Here is a 16,515-nt window from a genome sequence, read left to right as displayed (position 1 = left end):
ACACCTGCCACGGGATACACGGAAGGGTGGCCGCACCTGAGGTGCGGCCACCCTTCTTCCGTGACACGGGCTGCGCGTCACGTGCGGGACGTCAGCTGCGCGGCGAGGCGAGCTCGGCGTCGTCGTCCTTCTCGTGCTCATCCTCCACGAGCAGGACCGGGGCGTCCGACGCCGGGGTGCCGCTCAGACGCTCGGCCTCGAGGCGCTCCGCCTCTTCGCCGCCCACGGCCTCGCCGCGGGCGACCATGCCGGCTGTGTCGGACAGCGGGATCTGCTTGAGCGTGATGGCCAGCAGCAGCGCCACCGCGATGAACGGGATGAGGTACCAGAAGACCGGGGCCAGGGAGTCGGCGTAGGCGTTCACGATCGCGTCGCGGACGGCGGACGGCAGCTGGGACAGCGTCTGCGGATCCAGCGTCTTGGTGGCCTGGGACGCCTGCTCGGTCGAGGCGCCGGCGCCGGTGAACGCCTTGGTCAGCGAGTCGGCGAGACGGGTGGTGAAGAGGGACCCGAACACGGCGACACCGAGGGAGGCCCCCACTTCGCGGAAGTAGTTGTTGGTGCTGGTGGCGGTGCCGATCTGTTCGGCCGGGACCGCGTTCTGCACCACCAGGACGATCACCTGCATGATCAGGCCGAGGCCGGCGCCGAAGATGAAGAGCTGGATGCAGATCACCCAGATGGGAGTGGCGGCCGTGAGCGTGGTGAACCAGAGCATGGCCGCGATGGTGAGCACGGCACCAAGGATCGGGTACATCTTGTACTTGCCGGTCTTGGAGATGCGGATACCGGAGAAGATCGAGGTCCCCATCAGGCCGACCATCATGGGCAGCATCAGCAGGCCGGAGACGGCTGCGGAGGTGCCGGAGGACATCTGAAGGAACGTCGGGACGAAGGCGATGGCCGCGAACATGCCGAGACCGAGCGTGAAGCCGATGGCCGTGGCGTTGATGAAGATGCGGTTCTTGAACAGGCTCAGCGGGATGATCGGATCCTCGGCCTTGCGCTCCACGAGTACGAACAGGACGGCGGCCACGAGGAGCCCCGCGCCGAACAGCCACGTGGTGGGCGAATCCCAGCCTTCGTCCTTCTTGCCGCCGAAGTCAGTGAAGAAGATGAGGCAGGCCGTGGCGGCGGACAGCAGCAGCACGCCGAGGATGTCGATGCGCTTCTCGGCCTTCTTGTTCGGCAGCGTCAGCGTGAACCAGGCGATCGCGAAGGCCGCGATGCCGATCGGGATGTTGATGTAGAAGGCCCACTCCCAGGTGAGGTGGTCCACGAAGAAGCCGCCCAGCAGCGGGCCGGCGACGGCGGAGAGGCCGAAGATGGCGCCCAGCGGGCCCATGTACTTGCCACGTTCCTTGGCGGGCACGATGTCCGCGATGATCGCCTGCGAGAGGATCATGAGACCACCGCCGCCCAGGCCCTGGATGGCGCGGAAGATCACGAACGACCAGAAGTCGGTGGCGAACGCACAGCCGACGGACGCCGCGGTGAACAGGCCGATCGCGACCAGGAAGAGGTTGCGGCGGCCGAGGACGTCGCCGAACTTGCCATAGATCGGCATGACGATGGTGGTCGCCAGGAGATAGGCGGTGGTGATCCACGCCTGGTGCTCGACGCCTCCGAGCTTGCCGACGATGGTCGGCATCGCGGTGGAGACGATGGTCTGGTCGAGGCTGGACAGCAGCATCCCGGCGATCAGGGCCGAGAAGATGATCCAGATTCTTCGTTGGGTCAGCAGCAGGGGTTGCGCTGCCTTGGTGGTGGTGCTCATGGGCGGTCCTCGGGGGTGTCAGAAGAGGGGATGTCAGAAGAAGGGGCGTCGAAGGAGTCGGAAGAGTGGTCGAAGAGTGCGCGGGCGGCACGGAGGTTCCGGGCCAGCAGTTCGCGGTACGGGGTGGTGTTGTCCTCGGAGAAGAAGGTCTGGTTGGTCTTCTTGCAGACGGCGCTGAAGATGGCGACGGCCATGACGATCTCCGGGTGGTCCACCGGCAAGCCCTCGCGGGAGGCAACGAGCTCCGCGAACTGCCGCTCCCGGGCCTCCCCTTCCGCGGTGAGGCGGCCCAGCAGCTGGGGCTCTGCGGCGATGGCCGCGATCAGTTGGCGGATCTCCGTCGGGCTGACGGTGGAACGGGTCACGACGTCCACGGTGAAGCGGAAGAGCGCCTCCAGCAGCGTGCCGGAGATCCTCCCCTCTTCACGCCGGGGGTTCGCGGCGAAGGTCTCGAGCGCGTCGTGGGGCAGTTCATCCGAGAAGGCGCCGATCACGGCGTCCTCCTTGGTGTGAAAGTAGTTGAAGAACGTGCGACGGGAGATGCCTGCCTGCTCGCAGACCTCCTCCACGGTGAAACCGCTCAGGCCGTGGGCCGCCGTGAGGGATCGCGCGGCCGCGGTGATCGCCTGACGCGTCGCCGCGCGCTTGCGTTCACGGAGCCCGCCCTCAATGTTTGCACTATTACTCACATAGTGTATTTTTGCACCATTAGTTGCCTGGTGCAATCTTTTGCCCCTGAGGTCCTCATCACACTCCCCCGCACCTTCCCTGAGAGCGACGACGGCGCCGCTCACCTCAGAGGTGAGCGGCGCCGTCGGGGGCTGTTCGGGATGCGGTGGCCGGGTGGGTCGGTCCGTTTCGGTCAATCAGCGCTGGTCATTCCGCCTGCCAGAGCTCGATCCGGTTGCCCTCCGGGTCGATGACCCACGCGAAGCGGCCGACGCCCTCCATCTCCTGTACGTCGTCCACCACGTTCGCGTCCTTGTCCCGGAGCTGAGCGAGCATGGCGTCCAGATCCCTGACCCGGAAGTTGAACATCACCTGCTGGGTCTGGGATCCGAAATAGTCGGTGTCGGCAGGGAAGGCGGCGAAGACCGTGGGGCCGGCTTCTTGCTGCCAGAGGCCGTGCTGGTCGAGGTCCAGTCCGAGGACGTCCCGGTACCAGGCGGTCAGAGTCTCGGGGTCGGCCGATCGCACGAAGTGCCCGCCGATACCTGTCACGCGTTCCATGAGGACAGCATGGCATGGCGACGGGGCGGGGTACAGGGTCAGCCGGGTGTCACCGTAGCTGGTGGCCGAGGATCGCGTGAATCGCGTCGACGCTGACCTGATAGGCCTCGGAGCCGGGCCGGATGATGGCGAGATGATCGCCTTCGACCTGGATCAGCCGGGCGTCGGCTCCGGCCTCCTGCGCCGCAGTGACGTACTGCTGCGACAACGAGAAGGGCACGATCTTGTCGAGGCCCGGGTGCAGCGCGATGAGCGGCACGCTCAAGGGGATGTTCTTGAGCGGGTCCGCCTGCTCGTACACCGCGGGGTTCTCCTCGGGCGTGGCACCGAGGAAGTTCACGGTGGCCCCGTCCCCGATGCCGAGTCGCGCGCTCTCGGTGAGCGCCAGAGGACCTGCCTGGCTGACCACGCCCGCGACCCCGACCTGACCTGCGGCCCAGGCGGCGAGCTGACCGCCCGCGGAGTGGCCCAGCAGCACGATGGGAAGCCCGCTCACCGCGGTGTCCTGCAGGGCGCGGATTCCGGCGACGATGTCTTCACCCGTCGCGGGCCACCCGCCGTCGCCCGCCCCCTCGGAGTCACTGACGCGGCGGTACTCCAGGTTGAGGACGGCGAAGCCGCGGGCCGCCAGATCCTCGGACTCGTCGACGGTGTCCTCCGCCGTGTGCCGCTCCCGCCAGAAGCCGCCGTGGATCGCGACCACGACGCCGCGCGCCGTCCCCTCCGGAAGATAGAGGTCACCCCACTGGTCTTTCCCCGGCCCGTACTGAATTCTCTCCGGCATGTCGGATCCCTCTCGTGGCAGTTCGGTGGACCGGAAACCGGCCGGGCCGCGCGTGATCGCGACGGCTTGGGGCGATGGTAAGGCGGGCGCTTGTCACAGGGCGAGTCGAACGGGGCTGCAGCGACGTGCCGAAGTTCCCGAATTGGCTCATCGATAAGCATCTAAAAACCGGCGTCGCACGAGCCGTACCATAAGCTGCCAAACTCACCACGGGAGGTGGGTCTTCCGAGACGTCGTCGTCCGTGGATTCGCCGTCGAAAACAACGACCTCAAACGTGTGGCACCTCCCGAACTGCTCGACCAAATAGCTGGCAACGTCTTGGCCCTCCGTCTCGGGGACCGCGCGTTCGCCGAGGAGGTTTACGCGGATGTACGCGACCAAGCCCTCCGCGCACCTCAACGGTGGCATGACGTCGATGTCCAGATCCGCCTCTCCTCATCGTCACCGCACGATGGGGGTACACGTTCATTCCATCTCACGCGACCCAACGCTTCGCCTGTGTGTCAGATAAGGACGAGTTCCGAGAACTTGTCCCCGACATTCCGGCGACGACCACATGGTTCATGACACCACCATCAGAACTCGATGCCTCGGCCCAAGAATCTGTGGACGCTGAATTCGGAGCTGCCGAGCCATCAGACACCCCAAAGGAAATCCGGGATGCCTGTGAATGACCCGAACGTTCGAATGGCCCACGGCTCTGCACCTCGCGCGCCATCATCACTCCTAGAACTCAGTTCTACCTCTGAGGGCCCGGCCGGCGTAGCCTGGAGTTAGAGGCCGGGACGTGCCTGGCATAGGGCCGTTGAGTCGGTTTCGGAGCCGACTTGGGAGGAAGACCGGCCTGAGAGAAGGGAGGCCCGAGATGGTCTCTAATCCAGATCCCCGAGACGCGTTCGAACAGAACCCGCCGTCTGCGCCGAGCGTGGACGCAGTGGTGCCGCCCAACCCTCAGACGAAGGGGACACAAGCAGATCCGTCAAAGGTTCGTCGTGCCGAGTCCGGAGTGACGCGGGCAGGTTTGGTGTGGGTCGCGGTAGTTATTGGCTTGATTTTGCTGGTCTTGATGATCATTTTCATCCTTCAGAATCAACAACCCGTGCGGGTCTTTTTCCTTGGACTGGACGGCACTATTGCGTTAGGCATGGCCTTGCTTGTCGCGGCTGTGGGTGGGGGCCTCTTCGTGGCTGCGGCCGGGGTTGCGCGCGTCGTGCAGCTGCGCATGCGTGCTTATCGGACTCGGCATGGCTCCTGAGGGGTCAGCCTCTGCTCGAGACCCAAGCACGGAAGGAGGCCCGCCGTTCAGCAGGGTTGTGTTGATCTTCAATCCTGCAGCGGGAAAGGCCCCAGCCATGGCGGCCGAACGAATGCAGGTTGCTTTGAGGGCTCGGGTTCCTGATCTTCCAGTGCGCTTGGAACCGACAGCTTACGCCGGCCACGCCCGGGTCCTGGCTCGGGCCGCCTTTGACCAAGGGAGGGGCACGCCCTTGCTGATCTCCGTAAGCGGGGACGGCGGGTACAGCGACGTGGTGAATGGCGTCATGGAGGACGGCAGAAGGGCCGTATGCGCAGTCATGGGGGCAGGAAACGCCAACGATCACCGTCGAAGTACGCGAACCGAACCGTTGGTCGATGCAATCGAACGTGGTCAAGTGCGCCGTATCGACCTATTGAGGATCAGCGTGGGAGAAGGCACCGGGCAGTGGACGCAGTGGGCGCATTCCTACGTAGGTTTCGGCCTGACCCCGCGTATGGCAATCGGTATCGAGCGAGGAGTCAAAGGCCGATTCAGCGAACTTGTGTCCGTTGCGCGGGTGCTGCGAACTCTGGCACCCATTGAAATCATCCGCGAGAACGGGTCGTACGCGTCGCTGGACAGCCTGCTTCTGGCGAATATCACCGGCGTCGCGAAGTACGGGAAGATCGCCTCGGCCAGTGAACCGGACGACGGCAAGTTTGAGGTGCTGGTGCTGCCACACGCTGCCAAGTGGCGGATCGCACTTATGGCACTGCGGGCGGTGACTATCGGCCTGGACCCGCAAGAAAGCGTCCAGAGATTCAGGTTCATGAGCTCGCGGACCATTCCGATTCAAGTCGATGGGGAGGTCCTGAAGCTCCAGGCGGGTCAGCAGGTGGTAGTGGAGTCAATCCCTCTCTCGCTGACGACGCTTGGCTGAGCGTCCGGTGTTTATTGCCAGGTTTCTGGTCCTCGGGCGAAGCGACGGCCGCAGATGGTGTGTGGTGTGATCTGGACGTAGAGGTACTTCACCGTGGGAATCCAAGATGGCAGGGGTAGCCTTCGTGCGGCCTCGATATGGTCGGTATCTTGGATCGTTCGGGCGGTTCCCTTCACGATCACGCTCCACGCTGTCTCGGCGTCGTAGCCGTCAGCTTCCAATGCCACGTTCCGATTGATCGTCAAATGCACGAGTTTGCTGCCCTGCGCCGTTTTGAAGATCACCGTCCGGTCATGGACGAAGTAGTTGATCGGGAAGATCTCGGGCACATCCCCCACGCTGACGGCCAGCCGACCCAGTTCTGAAGCGGCTAACAACGCCCACGAATCGCTCGGCTCTAAGTCTTCGATTGGGTGGTCCTGGTCTAGCGCCATCATGTCCCCGCTCCGCACCCGTCAGGGGCATCCCCTAGTGCTTGTCGTCCTCGATGAATGCCGTACCGACAGCTCCTGTCCTATTCTCCTCCCTAAAAACTGAAATCCGTGAGAAACCGAGACTGAGCCCGCGCGGTGACTCCTCGGAGGCGTAGACTTAAAGTATGTCGGGACGTCGCGACCGAGTACCAGAAGACGCACCCCCGAAGACTCAGCCAAGAACGTCCCCGGACCTCACCGAGCAGGACACCACCATGGTTCCTCGTAACGATGAAGACGCGGCGGAAGGCTGGGACAACGAGGGCGGGCATGATCGCGCTCACCTCGCAGAGGAATAGCGCTCGATCGAGCGCACCCATAGCCGCCACCCACTTTGTGGAATCGACAGCGCATCGATACGAAACGGCGGAACCCGTCATGACCACGACAACACCCACCGAACCTCTCGCCCTCACGGGCGTCTTGGCTACGGCTCTTCCACCCGAACTCGGAACCGCTCAAGCTCCGGCTCGATACACGGTGCCGGCAGTCTTCACTCGCCGACCCGAGATCCGGGAAATCTATTTGCTCCGCGGGGATGATGTCCGACAGAGGCTCAGCGACGCCGGTTACCCCGCGGTGGAGTTGCACGTCGAGGATCGGCGGCTGCTGATCACCAACACCAACCTCGAAGAGCTCAAACATGGACTCGCCGGCCTCATCGGTGTGATCCTCTCGCAGATCTCGGCCGCGGTCCTTCAAGAGTGGACGACACGGACTGAAGGACTGGCTTCCCGGGCTCATGAAGAAGAGCTCCGACTGAGCGAAGTGAAGTCCGCTGCCGCCGAAATCGTCTTCACCATCAACGAAGGATCCACCCTGCGGTGAAGCGGAGCGAGCTCAACGAGTCGGTTGCATGGCCGGATTTTGGCCTCCATTCTGGCGCGATACCAGCCACGATGGGTCAATACGGCAGGGACACCCCTGGGCAGCCAGCTCTGAAGAACGAGCGGCGACGCTCGTTGGCATTCTGCCCGTTACCATCTCGAACGGGCGATCATCCAGAACACCTGCGGCGAATACTCGATTGCCCGGCTTCACCGCAGGCTTGCCGAGCAGGGCCTGATGACACCAACGGCCCAAATTCAGGCCCTTCGCCTCTCGGACATCGTCCAAAAACAAAATCATCCCCGTCAGAACGACGGGGATGACCTTGAAACCGCTGATCCCCAAAGTTCTTGGTTCACTGGTTTGTCTAAATATAACGCGGTAGGGGCACTGGGACTTGAACCCAGGACCAAGGGATTATGAGTCCCCTGCTCTAACCGGCTGAGCTATACCCCCTCGGGGCGCCGCCTCGAGGTCCACGACCCCGAAACGGCACCCGGACAGTCTACCCGGCGGCCGCCGTCGTACCTGTCATGGAGACGCCCCGAAGGGCGCGAAGTCTCAGACCTGGAGGTCCTCGTACGCGGCGCCGCGGTAGATGTCTTCGAAGGTCTTCAGCGTGTTCTCCAAGCTGTGCTTCTGGACCATCTCGTGGCTGGCGTCACCCATGGCCTTGCGGGCCTCCTCCGGCTGGTCCAGGACCAGCCGGATCTTCTCGGTCAGGTCGACCACGTTGTTCGGTTCGAACAGGTAGCCGTTGACGCCGTCGTCGGCCAGGTGCGGCAGCGCCATGGCGTTGGCCAGCACGACGGGCGTGGATGCGCTCATGGCCTCCAGCGTCACGAGGGATTGCAGCTCCGCCGTGCCCGGCATGCAGAACAGGTCGGCACGGATGTAGGCGCGGCGCAGCTCATCGTCGGGCGCGAGGCCCAGGAACCGGACGCGGTCCCCCAGACCCAGGGAGGCCACGAGCTGCTCCAGAGCAGGACGGACCTCGCCGCCGCCCACGATCTCGAGGTGGACGTTCAGCTCCTTCGGGAGCCGGGCGATCGCCTTGATCAGGACGTCGATGTTCTTCTCTTCGGCCAGACGGCCGGCGAACAGGATGGTCGGGTATGGGTTCTTCTCCACCACTTCACCGGGCTGCAGCTCGTACGCCGGGGTGTCGATGCCGTTGGAGAGCGGCAGCACCTGGTGCAGGAAGGCGTGCTGGTGCATGGCGCGGGCGGCGAGAGGCGTCGGGGTGGTGACGACGTCGGCCTGACCCATGACCTTGCCCATATCCTTCCAGGAGATGCGGCCGACGATGTCCTTGAACCACTGCGGGAACGGCAGGAACGGGTTCAGGTTCTCCGGCATGAAGTGGTTGGTGGCCACCACACGGATGCCGCGCTTCACGGCTTCGTACAGCACGTGTTCGCCGATCATGTAGTGGCTCTGGATGTGGACCACGTCCGGCTGCACCTTGTCGAAGAGGAGTGCGATCTCCTTCTTGATCTCCCACGGGAAGGTAATGCGGAACGAATCGTGCGTGGGCACCGCGTGGGAGCGGATCCGGTGCACCGTGCCCTCCGGCCGGAACTCGGTGTAGCTCTTGCCCTTGTCAGGGCGGGCGGCCAGGACGTGCACCCTGTGCCCACGAGCGGTCATGCCCTTGGCCAGACGGTAGCCGAACTGCGCGGCCCCGTTCACATGCGGCGGATAGGTGTCCGCGGCGATCAGAATGGTCAGGGGCTTACTGCCGTCGGTGGACGTCATGGGTGAGGTTCTCCTGGCGTTGGTGGGTCGCGGGCTGTGGCCCTAGGCCGATTTACCGGCCGATTTCCGTGCAGCTTCCTTCTTGCGCTTGGTCACCTCGGGATGGTGACGGGACAAGGCGATCACCCCAACGATAGCAAGGCATGCCGCTGCGATCATGGATATCCCGATCACCGGCTGCACATCGGGACGCAACTCACCGAGGATGGTGACGCCGATCGCAATGCCCACGATCGGGTCGATCACGGTCAGGCCCGCGATGACCAGATCCGGCGGGCCTCCGGAGTAGGCACTCTGCACGAACCACGAGCCGAGGCCACCCGCTGCCGCGATCGCCACGACCGTGTACCACGGCACATTGAGCAGGAACTGGCCGTTCGGGTCCAGCAGGTGGCGGCCGATGATGCGGGTCAGAACCGCCACGAAACCGAACAGCACACCGGCCCCGAGAATGTAGACGAAAGCGTTCAGACGATGCCGGAAGCCCACGGCCAGGGAGCCGAACACCCCCACGGCCAGGACCAACAGCAGCACCACGGCCAGTTCATCCGACGCCGCCACATGGTGGTTCTCCTGCGTGGCATTCACCGCCAGCAGCACGAAGAGCGCGGAGCCGGTGACACAGGCTGAGATCGCCACCACGGTGGCGCGGTTGATCTTGAGGCCCTGGTCCTTGGAGTTGACGATCGTGGTGATCACCAGCGCGATCGCGCCGATCGGCTGGATCACGGTGAGCGGCGCCGAGATCAGCGCGATGCAGTTCATGATCATGCCGCCGGCGAGCAGGGCGAGGCCCAGGAGCCAGCGGGGGTTACGGAGCAGGCGGACGAAGCTGCTGGAGCCGAGGGCCAGACCACCGGTGTCCGCCTTGACGGCACTCCCCTGCCGCTGGGCGCCGATCGCCAGGCAGAACGCGCCGAGGATCGCCAGGATGACTGCGAACCAGATCACCGGTCCTCACCGTCCTTCTCCCCCGTCTCAGGGCGCCCGACGACGCCGTTCCGCGCGCCGCCGTCGACGTCGCCAGCCGCACCGGCCGGGTCCGCTTCATCCCGGTGCCCGGCGACGCGCGCCTCCCGCACCGGTCGGCCTTTGCGGATGATGGCGGCGAAGTACCCGATGGCCGCGATCCAGTGACCCACGAGGCCCAGTCCGAGCAGCACCCAGGCCGTGATGGCCAGGGGCCGCCCGCCGGCGAACTCGGACAGCACGAGCAACGGGGTTCCGAGCAGGAGCAGCGCCGTCCGGACCTTGCCGACGACGCTGACAGGAAGATCCGGGTGGCTGCGGAAGTACAGGAGGGAGGCGGCGCCGAGGATCAGATCCGGGACCAGCAGGGCGGCCAGATACCACCACGTCACGACGCCGGCCAGGACCAGGGTCACCGCCACGGCGATCAGCGCGAGGCGGTCGGCGGCGGGGTCGAGGATGCGTCCGAGCTTGGAGGTCTGGTCGAAACGACGGGCCACATAGCCGTCCACCCAGTCGGTGGACCCCATGACGGCGAGCACCGCCACGGCCCAGCCGTATTCGTGGACGCCCAGGACCAGCCACATGAACAGCGGGACGCCGAGGAACCGGATCACCGTGAGGACGTTGGGGACCGTGAGGATGCGGTCATGGTCGACTTGCGGCACGCCAGGGCGTGCGCCAGCGCCGATGAGCTTCATCCTCCCCCTTCCTCCGTGCGAATCCGTCGAACCAGCCCGGCTCCAGCCGGGAACGTGTCAGGACTTGATGAGCTTGCGCAGAAGGACCACGAACGCGGTGCCCGCCGCCACGGCCACGGCGATCGGCTTCCAGCGCTGGGCCAGCTCACCGGCGATGCCGCCGTTCTCGCCGGCGGTGGCGCCGGCGAAGCGCTGCTGCGCGGACTCACGGACGGACTCGGCGCGTTCCTTGACCTCGGACACGAAGCCCTGGGCCTGGGTCTTGACGTCGAGCTGGACACCCAGGTCGTCGCGGATGCCGGTGAGGTGGGCGCGGCGCTCATCGAGGCGGGCCATGATCTGCTGCTGCGTGGGAGCGGGGCCTTCTTCGGCGAGCTTCTGCTTCGCCTTGGCCTCCGCCTCTTCGCGGGCCTTGGCCTTGGCTGCGGCCTTCGCCTCGGCGGCGGCCTTCGCGGCGGGCGACTCCGGGTCGAGGATGGTCGCGTCGAACGCGCTGCCTTCCTTGACGATCCCCAGATCGTGCTTGAAGCCTCGGATCGCCTCGGCCGGCATCAGCGGCATGGCCGACTTGAGCTTGAGGAACCCGAACAGACCGCCGATGCCGGCGATGATCAGGAACGCGGCGGAGACGATGAGAGCGGAAAGCCAGGCCGGCATGATGGTGGCCAGACCCATGATGGCGGCGACCACCAGTGCGATCACGAGCAGCCCCACGAAGAGGAGGGCGGCGACGAAACCGGCGGAGGCGATGCCTACCTTGACGCCCTTGTCCTTGAGTTCCATCTGGGCGAGGGTGATCTCGTCCTGGATCTGGCGGGGCAACAGCTGGGCCGCACTCCGGGCTGTCGCCGGAAGCGCCTTGAGGCTTGTCTGGGGCCGTACGGTGCTCGCATGGCGTCCGCTCATCAGTTTCGCCTCACATCGACTCGACGGATAGAAAGGGCCGTGACCATGGCCACGGTGGCGGCAGACCGACCTCTGGAGGACAGCCCCGCCTTGGACAAAACTATCATTGCGCCACGGCCGTGGAGGTTCCGCCGTCGCCATGTTCATGTGCGTTCACCTGCATCGAGCGGTCCTCGCGCCCCTTCCCGGGGTGGAGCAGCCGCTTAAGATAGTGGAGGTGACCACCCCCACCCTTTCCCTTGGCTCCGCCATGTCCCGGCGGCAGAAGATCACCTACGTCCTGATTCTCGGCGCCCTGACCGCGCTGGGACCCTTCACCATCGATCTGTACCTGCCGGCGTTCCCCGCGATCGAACGGGACCTCGGCGTGAGCCAGGCGGCCGTGCAGCTCACCCTGACGGGCACCACCGTCGGCTTCGCCCTGGGTCAGCTGCTGGTGGGCCCACTCAGCGACAAGGTCGGGCGGCGGGTGCCGCTCCTCTGCGCCACCGCGCTCCACATCCTGGCCTCGATCGGCGCGTCCTACTCGCACGACATCGTGCCGCTGGGCATTTTCCGCGTCCTCATGGGCATCGGCGCGGCCGGCGGCGGCGTGGTCTCCATGGCCATGGTGCGCGACCTGTTCGCGGGATACTCGATGGTGCGGATGTTCGCCGCCATGTCCCTGGTCAACGGCCTGGCACCCATTCTGGCCCCGGTGATCGGCTCCCAGCTGCTCCTCATCACCCCGTGGCCCGGCATCTTCCTCTTCCTGGCCGGCTATGGCGCGCTCGTCATCCTGGGCTGCCTGTTCCTGGTCCGCGAGACCCTTCCGGCGGAGCGCCGTCGCGTGTCCGGCACCAGCGTGCTCAGCCACTACCGCGTGCTGTTCACGGACCGGATCTTCGTGGGGGTGCTCATCATGGCCGGCATGAACTTCGCCGGGCTGTTCTCCTACCTTTCGGCCTCCCCGTTCCTGTTCGAACGGCTCTACGGCTTCACCCCGCAGCAGTACGGCTACCTGTTCGGCATCAATTCGCTGGGTATCGTGGCGGGCGTCCAGATCAGTTCCCGGCTGATCAGAAAGGTCGGTCCCCAGTGGATCCTGGCCTTCGCCACGGTCGGTCAGATCGTCTCCGCCCTGCTGATCATCGTGGCGGACGCCTCCCACGCCGGGCTCCTCGGACTGGCGATCCCGCTGTGGTTCTACATCATGTGCACCGGCTTCTGCTTCCCGTGCGTCCAGGTGCTCGGCCTGGCCAGCCACGGTGACCGGGCCGGGACCGCGGCCTCCCTCCTGGGTGCGAGCACCTTCCTCACGGCGGGCCTCCTCTCCCCCGTGGTCGGGCTGCTCGGCACCGACTCGGCCGTGCCGATGGCCGCGATCATGATCGCCTGCATCGGAGTCGGGATCCTGAGCCTCTGGCTCATCATCCGGCCCCGTTCGGTCCCCGCGATCGCCTAGGCTGGCCACGTGACCCACGACGACGCCCCGCGCCCACGCCGCACCTCCCCCTTCCGCGGGGCGAGGGAGCGCGCACGGGCCCTGCGTGCGTCCGGCGCCCGGGTGGCGGCCCCCTGGCGTCGCGACCCGACGGACCCCCGCTCCGGGAAGAAGGCGCACCGCAATGGGCGGGGCCTCTTCGTGGGTGCCGTGATCGGCGGCGTGCTCGGATACTTCGCAGGCCGCGCAATCGGGCAAGGCGCCCTCGGAATCGTGTTCGGCGCCCTCATCGGCGCCGCGGTGCTCTACCGGCTCAACCCCGGCCCGTCGGGCCGGAACCGGAAGTAGGCCCGGGCCGGGTCCCCGCTCACGCGCGCACCTGCACACGCGCACGTCCCGGGTACCGCGGCGGGTCGACCGTGGCAGGATGGCGGCATGATTCTTCCCCCTCCCACCCTGGACACCGCCCGTCTGCGTCTGCGGCCGTTCACCGAGGCCGACGGCGAGGATCTCTTCGCCCTGAACAGCGACGCCGAGGTGCTGCGGTACTGGGACTCGCCACCGTGGACGGAACGCTCCGCCGTCGAGCGCTTCCTGGCGGGAAACCGGCGCATGGCCGAGGAGGGCACCGGCACACGGCTGGTCATCGAGCGGCGGTCCGATCACGCGTTCCTCGGCTGGATCACCTTCAACAGCTGGAATCCGGACTTCCGGAGCGCGTCCCTCGGATACTGCCTCCGGCAGTCCGCTTGGGGCCAGGGCCATGCCACCGAAGCCGCCGGGGCACTGCTGCAGTGGGCGTTCGGCGCCCTGGACCTCAACCGGGTGCAGGCCGAGGCCGACACCCGCAATGCGCCCTCGGCCCGGGTGCTCGAGAAGCTCGGCTTCGTCCTGGAAGGGACGCTGCGCGAGGACTGCATCGTGAACGGCGTCGTCTCCGACTCATGGGTCTACGGGCTGCTGCGCCGTGATTGGGAGGCCCTGAACCCGGTCCGCTGACCGCCGTCGCACGCCCGGGCGCGGAGTCCGGACACAGAACCCGGGCAAAGAAAAACCCCGGGTCAGCGGCCGTTTCAGGCCGCCCACCCGGGGCGCAAGCTCCTCCTGCTGGACTTGAACCAGCAACCCTTCGATTAACAGTCGAATGCTCTGCCAATTGAGCTAAGGAGGATCGAAGCGAGTAAGACGTTACCAGAGGCGGGGCCCGAACACGAAATCGGGCCCCGCCCGCTGCCCCGCTTCAGGTACGACGACTCAGAGCACCGCTTCTTCCCCGAGCGGCGCCTCCTGGGCGCCGCGCGGCAGCTTCAGCCGGGAGAAGACCACCGCCGCGGCCACGATGAAGATCACACCCAGCAGGTACGGGGCCAGGTGGGCGATTCCGCTGTACAGGAGTCCGGCCACGATCGGCGCGGCCATCTGAATGGCCGACCCCACCGCCTGGAGCGCTCCGGCCACGCGGCCCTGCTCGTCGTCGCCCGCGGAGCTGGAGATGAGGCCGTCCAGCGGCGCCTGCGTGAGGCCCTGCGAGGCCCCGAGCATGAGCACGCCCGCGATGAGCAGCCACGGCTGGGCCAGCACCGAAGCGAGGATGGCCAGCGCCGCACATCCGAGACCCTGCCCCAGAATGCCGATGATGATGGTCTTCTTCTCGCCGATCCTCGGCAGCAGTACAGCCAGCAGGCCGCCCTGCACCGCGATGTCGAGGACGCCGATGACGGCCACCAGGAAGCCGATCTGGGCCGCACTCCAGCCGACGGCGTCGATGGCCAGCACGCTGAAGTTGTTGGTGAAGAAGGCGAACGGGATCATCATCAGCGCGAACACGAGCAACAGACCGCGCAGCCCAGGCCGGCGGAAGGCGTCGGAGAGGACCCTCACCGGGTGCAGCTCCTCGAGCGCGAGCTTCGGGGTGCGGTTCTCGGGCGAGAGGGACTCGGGCAGCAGGAAGATCGAGAGGATCGCCACGAGCAGGGCGACGACGGCGGTGGCGAAGACGGGCAGCCGGATGTCGATGGCGGAGAGGAGCCCGCCGAGCGCCGGGCCGACCATGAAGCCGATGCCGTTGAGTGCCCCGAGGAGACCGAAACGTTTGGCGCGGTCCTTGGCCGGCGTGATGTCCGCCGTGTAGGCGAAGAGCGCCGGGAGGTCGCCGGCGGTGACGCCCTGGATGACACGGCCGAGCAGGAGGATCCACAAGGATCCTCCGATGCCGAACACCAGGTAGCCGATGACCGCGCCGAACGAAGCGATGATGATGACCGGCCGGCGGCCCACGCGGTCCGAGAGGCCGCCGAGGAAGGGGGCGGCGAGGAAGGCACACAGGGCGTTGACGCCTTCCAGGACGCCGACCCAGATGGCGAGGTTCGGATCTCCGTGCGGGAGGTACTCCTGGACGATGAACGGCATGACGGGCAGGACGACCGTCATGCCGACGACGGTGAGCATGGTGAGGACGACGAGCATGAACCAGGCGCGGCGCGGAGATGGCGGCGGAGCTGGAGGCGAGGAGTTCAGCGACATTTCGCTAGAGTAGCACTGAAACTAGAGTCATTCTAGTTTTAGAGCGACTATCCTGGTGAGCATGGCCGACACCACCACCCCGGGACGCCGGGAACGCAAGAAAGCCGCGACCCGCAAGGCGATCTCGGATGCAGCGCTCGAACTCTTCCAGGACCGTGGCTTCGACGCCGTGACCATCAAGGAAGTGGCCGAGCGGGCCGACGTCTCCCTCGCCACCGTCTACGCCCACTTCCCCCAGAAGGAAGCCCTGGTCTACGACGAGGACGACGAGATCCGGGACGCCCTCCTGGCCGCGGTCAGGAATCGCGAGCCGGGCATGACCATCTGCACCGCCATCCACCAGTGGCTCCGCGCGGTCATTGAGGAGCACGAGCAGTACGGCGCGCAAGTGGCGGCCTTCGATGCGATGGTCCAGGCCGCGCCGTCCCTCCGCGAGTACGAGCGGTCCATGTGGATGCGGCATGAGAAGGCTCTGATCCTGACCATCGCCGACGAGCTCGGCCTGCCCGCCACGGACCCGTTCATCCAGGTCCTCTCCCACTACGCGCTGGAGACCTGGGCGTTCCTCGACCGCACGGAGGATCCCCGGGCATCCCTGGAGGCGACGTTCGCCCTCCTGGGACCGGGGTGGACGGCCTTTGAAGAACGCGTGACAAGCGGGCGCTGAGCCGGACAGGTAGTCTGGCCGTCATGACGCCACAGGAGACGCAGAACACACCAGGACCGGAACGCGCGCGGAAGGCCGACGGGACGTTCGGCCCGCTGCTGATCGGCATCGGACTGCTGCTCGTGGCCATGGACGCGTTCGTGACCGGCGGATTCCGCGTCTCCCTCCTGGGAGGGCTGTTGGTGCTCGTGGGGTGCACCGAACGTCTGATCGGCGCCCTGTGGGCCACTCAGGCCTCCCGGAAGCCCGTGGACGCTCCGCAGCGGACGCCGTCAGAGCGCTGAGCGGCTCCCCCCAG

General features: G+C 66.2%; 17 protein-coding genes, 2 tRNA genes and 2 pseudogenes. 9 read left to right on the top strand and 12 right to left on the bottom strand.

Features of this window, described 5'->3' with window-relative positions:
- Nucleotides 1–91: 91 nt before the first annotated feature.
- The 4 genes from QFZ52_RS04255 to QFZ52_RS04240 all read right to left on the bottom strand — a co-directional run bounded on the left by QFZ52_RS04255 (nucleotide 92) and on the right by QFZ52_RS04240 (nucleotide 3,791).
- Nucleotides 92–1,777, bottom strand: a complete 1,686-nt coding sequence (locus QFZ52_RS04255; protein WP_307496392.1) for an MDR family MFS transporter — start codon at nucleotides 1,775–1,777, stop codon at nucleotides 92–94.
- On the bottom strand, nucleotides 1,774–2,466 hold the full coding sequence (locus QFZ52_RS04250) for a TetR/AcrR family transcriptional regulator (RefSeq protein WP_307496391.1): 693 nt from the start codon (nucleotides 2,464–2,466) through the stop codon (nucleotides 1,774–1,776). The genes QFZ52_RS04255 and QFZ52_RS04250 overlap by 4 nt, the downstream gene beginning before the upstream one ends.
- A gap of 187 nt (nucleotides 2,467–2,653) precedes the next feature.
- Nucleotides 2,654–3,007 (bottom strand): VOC family protein, encoded by a 354-nt coding sequence (locus QFZ52_RS04245; protein WP_307496389.1) that lies wholly within the window; start codon nucleotides 3,005–3,007, stop codon nucleotides 2,654–2,656.
- Between the two features lie 49 nt (nucleotides 3,008–3,056).
- Entirely contained in the window at nucleotides 3,057–3,791 is a 735-nt protein-coding gene (locus QFZ52_RS04240) for an alpha/beta hydrolase family protein (RefSeq protein WP_307496388.1), read from the bottom strand.
- 866 nt (nucleotides 3,792–4,657) lie between these two features.
- Between QFZ52_RS04240 and QFZ52_RS16145 the strand changes: the two genes are divergently transcribed.
- The 3 genes and pseudogenes from QFZ52_RS16145 to QFZ52_RS04230 all read left to right on the top strand — a co-directional run bounded on the left by QFZ52_RS16145 (nucleotide 4,658) and on the right by QFZ52_RS04230 (nucleotide 5,969).
- Complete coding sequence (locus QFZ52_RS16145) at nucleotides 4,658–5,047, top strand: LapA family protein (protein WP_373425620.1); 390 nt, start codon at nucleotides 4,658–4,660, stop codon at nucleotides 5,045–5,047.
- Nucleotides 5,037–5,456, top strand: a pseudogene (locus QFZ52_RS04235) (diacylglycerol kinase family protein); the annotation flags it as partial. The gene QFZ52_RS16145 and the pseudogene QFZ52_RS04235, both read left to right, overlap by 11 nt.
- Nucleotides 5,457–5,474: 18 nt before the next feature.
- Nucleotides 5,475–5,969: a hypothetical protein gene (locus QFZ52_RS04230; protein ID WP_307498743.1), complete on the top strand. Its 495-nt coding sequence runs from the start codon at nucleotides 5,475–5,477 to the stop codon at nucleotides 5,967–5,969.
- A gap of 11 nt (nucleotides 5,970–5,980) precedes the next feature.
- Here the strand turns inward: QFZ52_RS04230 and QFZ52_RS04225 are convergent, their stop codons facing one another.
- Nucleotides 5,981–6,406: a pyridoxamine 5'-phosphate oxidase family protein gene (locus QFZ52_RS04225; protein WP_307496387.1), complete on the bottom strand. Its 426-nt coding sequence runs from the start codon at nucleotides 6,404–6,406 to the stop codon at nucleotides 5,981–5,983.
- A 306-nt stretch (nucleotides 6,407–6,712) separates the two neighbouring features.
- On the opposite strand from QFZ52_RS04225, the gene QFZ52_RS04220 reads away from it, so the two are divergent.
- On the top strand, nucleotides 6,713–7,270 hold the full coding sequence (locus tag QFZ52_RS04220; protein ID WP_307496386.1) for a hypothetical protein: 558 nt from the start codon (nucleotides 6,713–6,715) through the stop codon (nucleotides 7,268–7,270).
- Between the two features lie 382 nt (nucleotides 7,271–7,652).
- Here QFZ52_RS04220 and QFZ52_RS04215 read toward each other — a convergent pair.
- From QFZ52_RS04215 to QFZ52_RS04195, 5 genes and pseudogenes are all read right to left on the bottom strand, one after another.
- Nucleotides 7,653–7,726 (bottom strand) — tRNA-Ile (locus QFZ52_RS04215).
- A gap of 105 nt (nucleotides 7,727–7,831) precedes the next feature.
- Complete coding sequence (locus tag QFZ52_RS04210; RefSeq protein ID WP_307496385.1) at nucleotides 7,832–9,028, bottom strand: glycosyltransferase; 1,197 nt, start codon at nucleotides 9,026–9,028, stop codon at nucleotides 7,832–7,834.
- Nucleotides 9,029–9,070: 42 nt separating this feature from the next.
- Complete coding sequence (locus QFZ52_RS04205; RefSeq protein WP_307496384.1) at nucleotides 9,071–9,979, bottom strand: DMT family transporter; 909 nt, start codon at nucleotides 9,977–9,979, stop codon at nucleotides 9,071–9,073.
- 125 nt (nucleotides 9,980–10,104) lie between these two features.
- Nucleotides 10,105–10,698, bottom strand: a pseudogene (locus QFZ52_RS04200) (CDP-alcohol phosphatidyltransferase family protein); the annotation flags it as partial.
- Between the two features lie 57 nt (nucleotides 10,699–10,755).
- Nucleotides 10,756–11,604 (bottom strand): phage holin family protein, encoded by an 849-nt coding sequence (locus QFZ52_RS04195; protein WP_307496383.1) that lies wholly within the window; start codon nucleotides 11,602–11,604, stop codon nucleotides 10,756–10,758.
- Nucleotides 11,605–11,854: 250 nt separating this feature from the next.
- Here QFZ52_RS04195 and QFZ52_RS04190 point away from each other — a divergent pair, with 250 nt between their 5' ends.
- The 3 genes from QFZ52_RS04190 to QFZ52_RS04180 all read left to right on the top strand — a co-directional run bounded on the left by QFZ52_RS04190 (nucleotide 11,855) and on the right by QFZ52_RS04180 (nucleotide 14,026).
- Nucleotides 11,855–13,048, top strand: a complete 1,194-nt coding sequence (locus QFZ52_RS04190; RefSeq protein WP_307498649.1) for a multidrug effflux MFS transporter — start codon at nucleotides 11,855–11,857, stop codon at nucleotides 13,046–13,048.
- A 9-nt stretch (nucleotides 13,049–13,057) separates the two neighbouring features.
- On the top strand, nucleotides 13,058–13,375 hold the full coding sequence (locus tag QFZ52_RS04185; protein ID WP_307496382.1) for a GlsB/YeaQ/YmgE family stress response membrane protein: 318 nt from the start codon (nucleotides 13,058–13,060) through the stop codon (nucleotides 13,373–13,375).
- 87 nt (nucleotides 13,376–13,462) lie between these two features.
- Nucleotides 13,463–14,026, top strand: a complete 564-nt coding sequence (locus QFZ52_RS04180; RefSeq protein WP_307496381.1) for a GNAT family N-acetyltransferase — start codon at nucleotides 13,463–13,465, stop codon at nucleotides 14,024–14,026.
- 99 nt (nucleotides 14,027–14,125) lie between these two features.
- On the opposite strand, the gene QFZ52_RS04175 is transcribed toward QFZ52_RS04180, so the two are convergent.
- Nucleotides 14,126–14,198 (bottom strand) — tRNA-Asn (locus QFZ52_RS04175).
- A gap of 83 nt (nucleotides 14,199–14,281) precedes the next feature.
- Nucleotides 14,282–15,550: an MFS transporter gene (locus QFZ52_RS04170; protein WP_307496380.1), complete on the bottom strand. Its 1,269-nt coding sequence runs from the start codon at nucleotides 15,548–15,550 to the stop codon at nucleotides 14,282–14,284.
- 61 nt (nucleotides 15,551–15,611) lie between these two features.
- Between QFZ52_RS04170 and QFZ52_RS04165 the strand changes: the two genes are divergently transcribed.
- Nucleotides 15,612–16,217 carry a TetR/AcrR family transcriptional regulator gene (locus QFZ52_RS04165; protein ID WP_307496379.1) on the top strand — a complete coding sequence of 202 codons (606 nt, stop codon included), beginning with the start codon at nucleotides 15,612–15,614 and terminating at the stop codon, nucleotides 16,215–16,217.
- Between the two features lie 23 nt (nucleotides 16,218–16,240).
- A complete protein-coding gene (locus QFZ52_RS04160) occupies nucleotides 16,241–16,501 on the top strand; it encodes a hypothetical protein (RefSeq protein ID WP_307496378.1) in 261 nt (86 codons plus the stop codon).
- Nucleotides 16,502–16,515 lie beyond the last annotated feature (14 nt).

The sequence above is a fragment of the Arthrobacter woluwensis genome, from assembly GCF_030816155.1.
GTDB classification, from domain to species: Bacteria; Actinomycetota; Actinomycetes; order Actinomycetales; family Micrococcaceae; genus Arthrobacter_E; species Arthrobacter_E woluwensis_A.
Note: the sequence above shows the minus strand (reverse complement) of the source record. Positions and strands in the feature narration are given on the sequence as shown.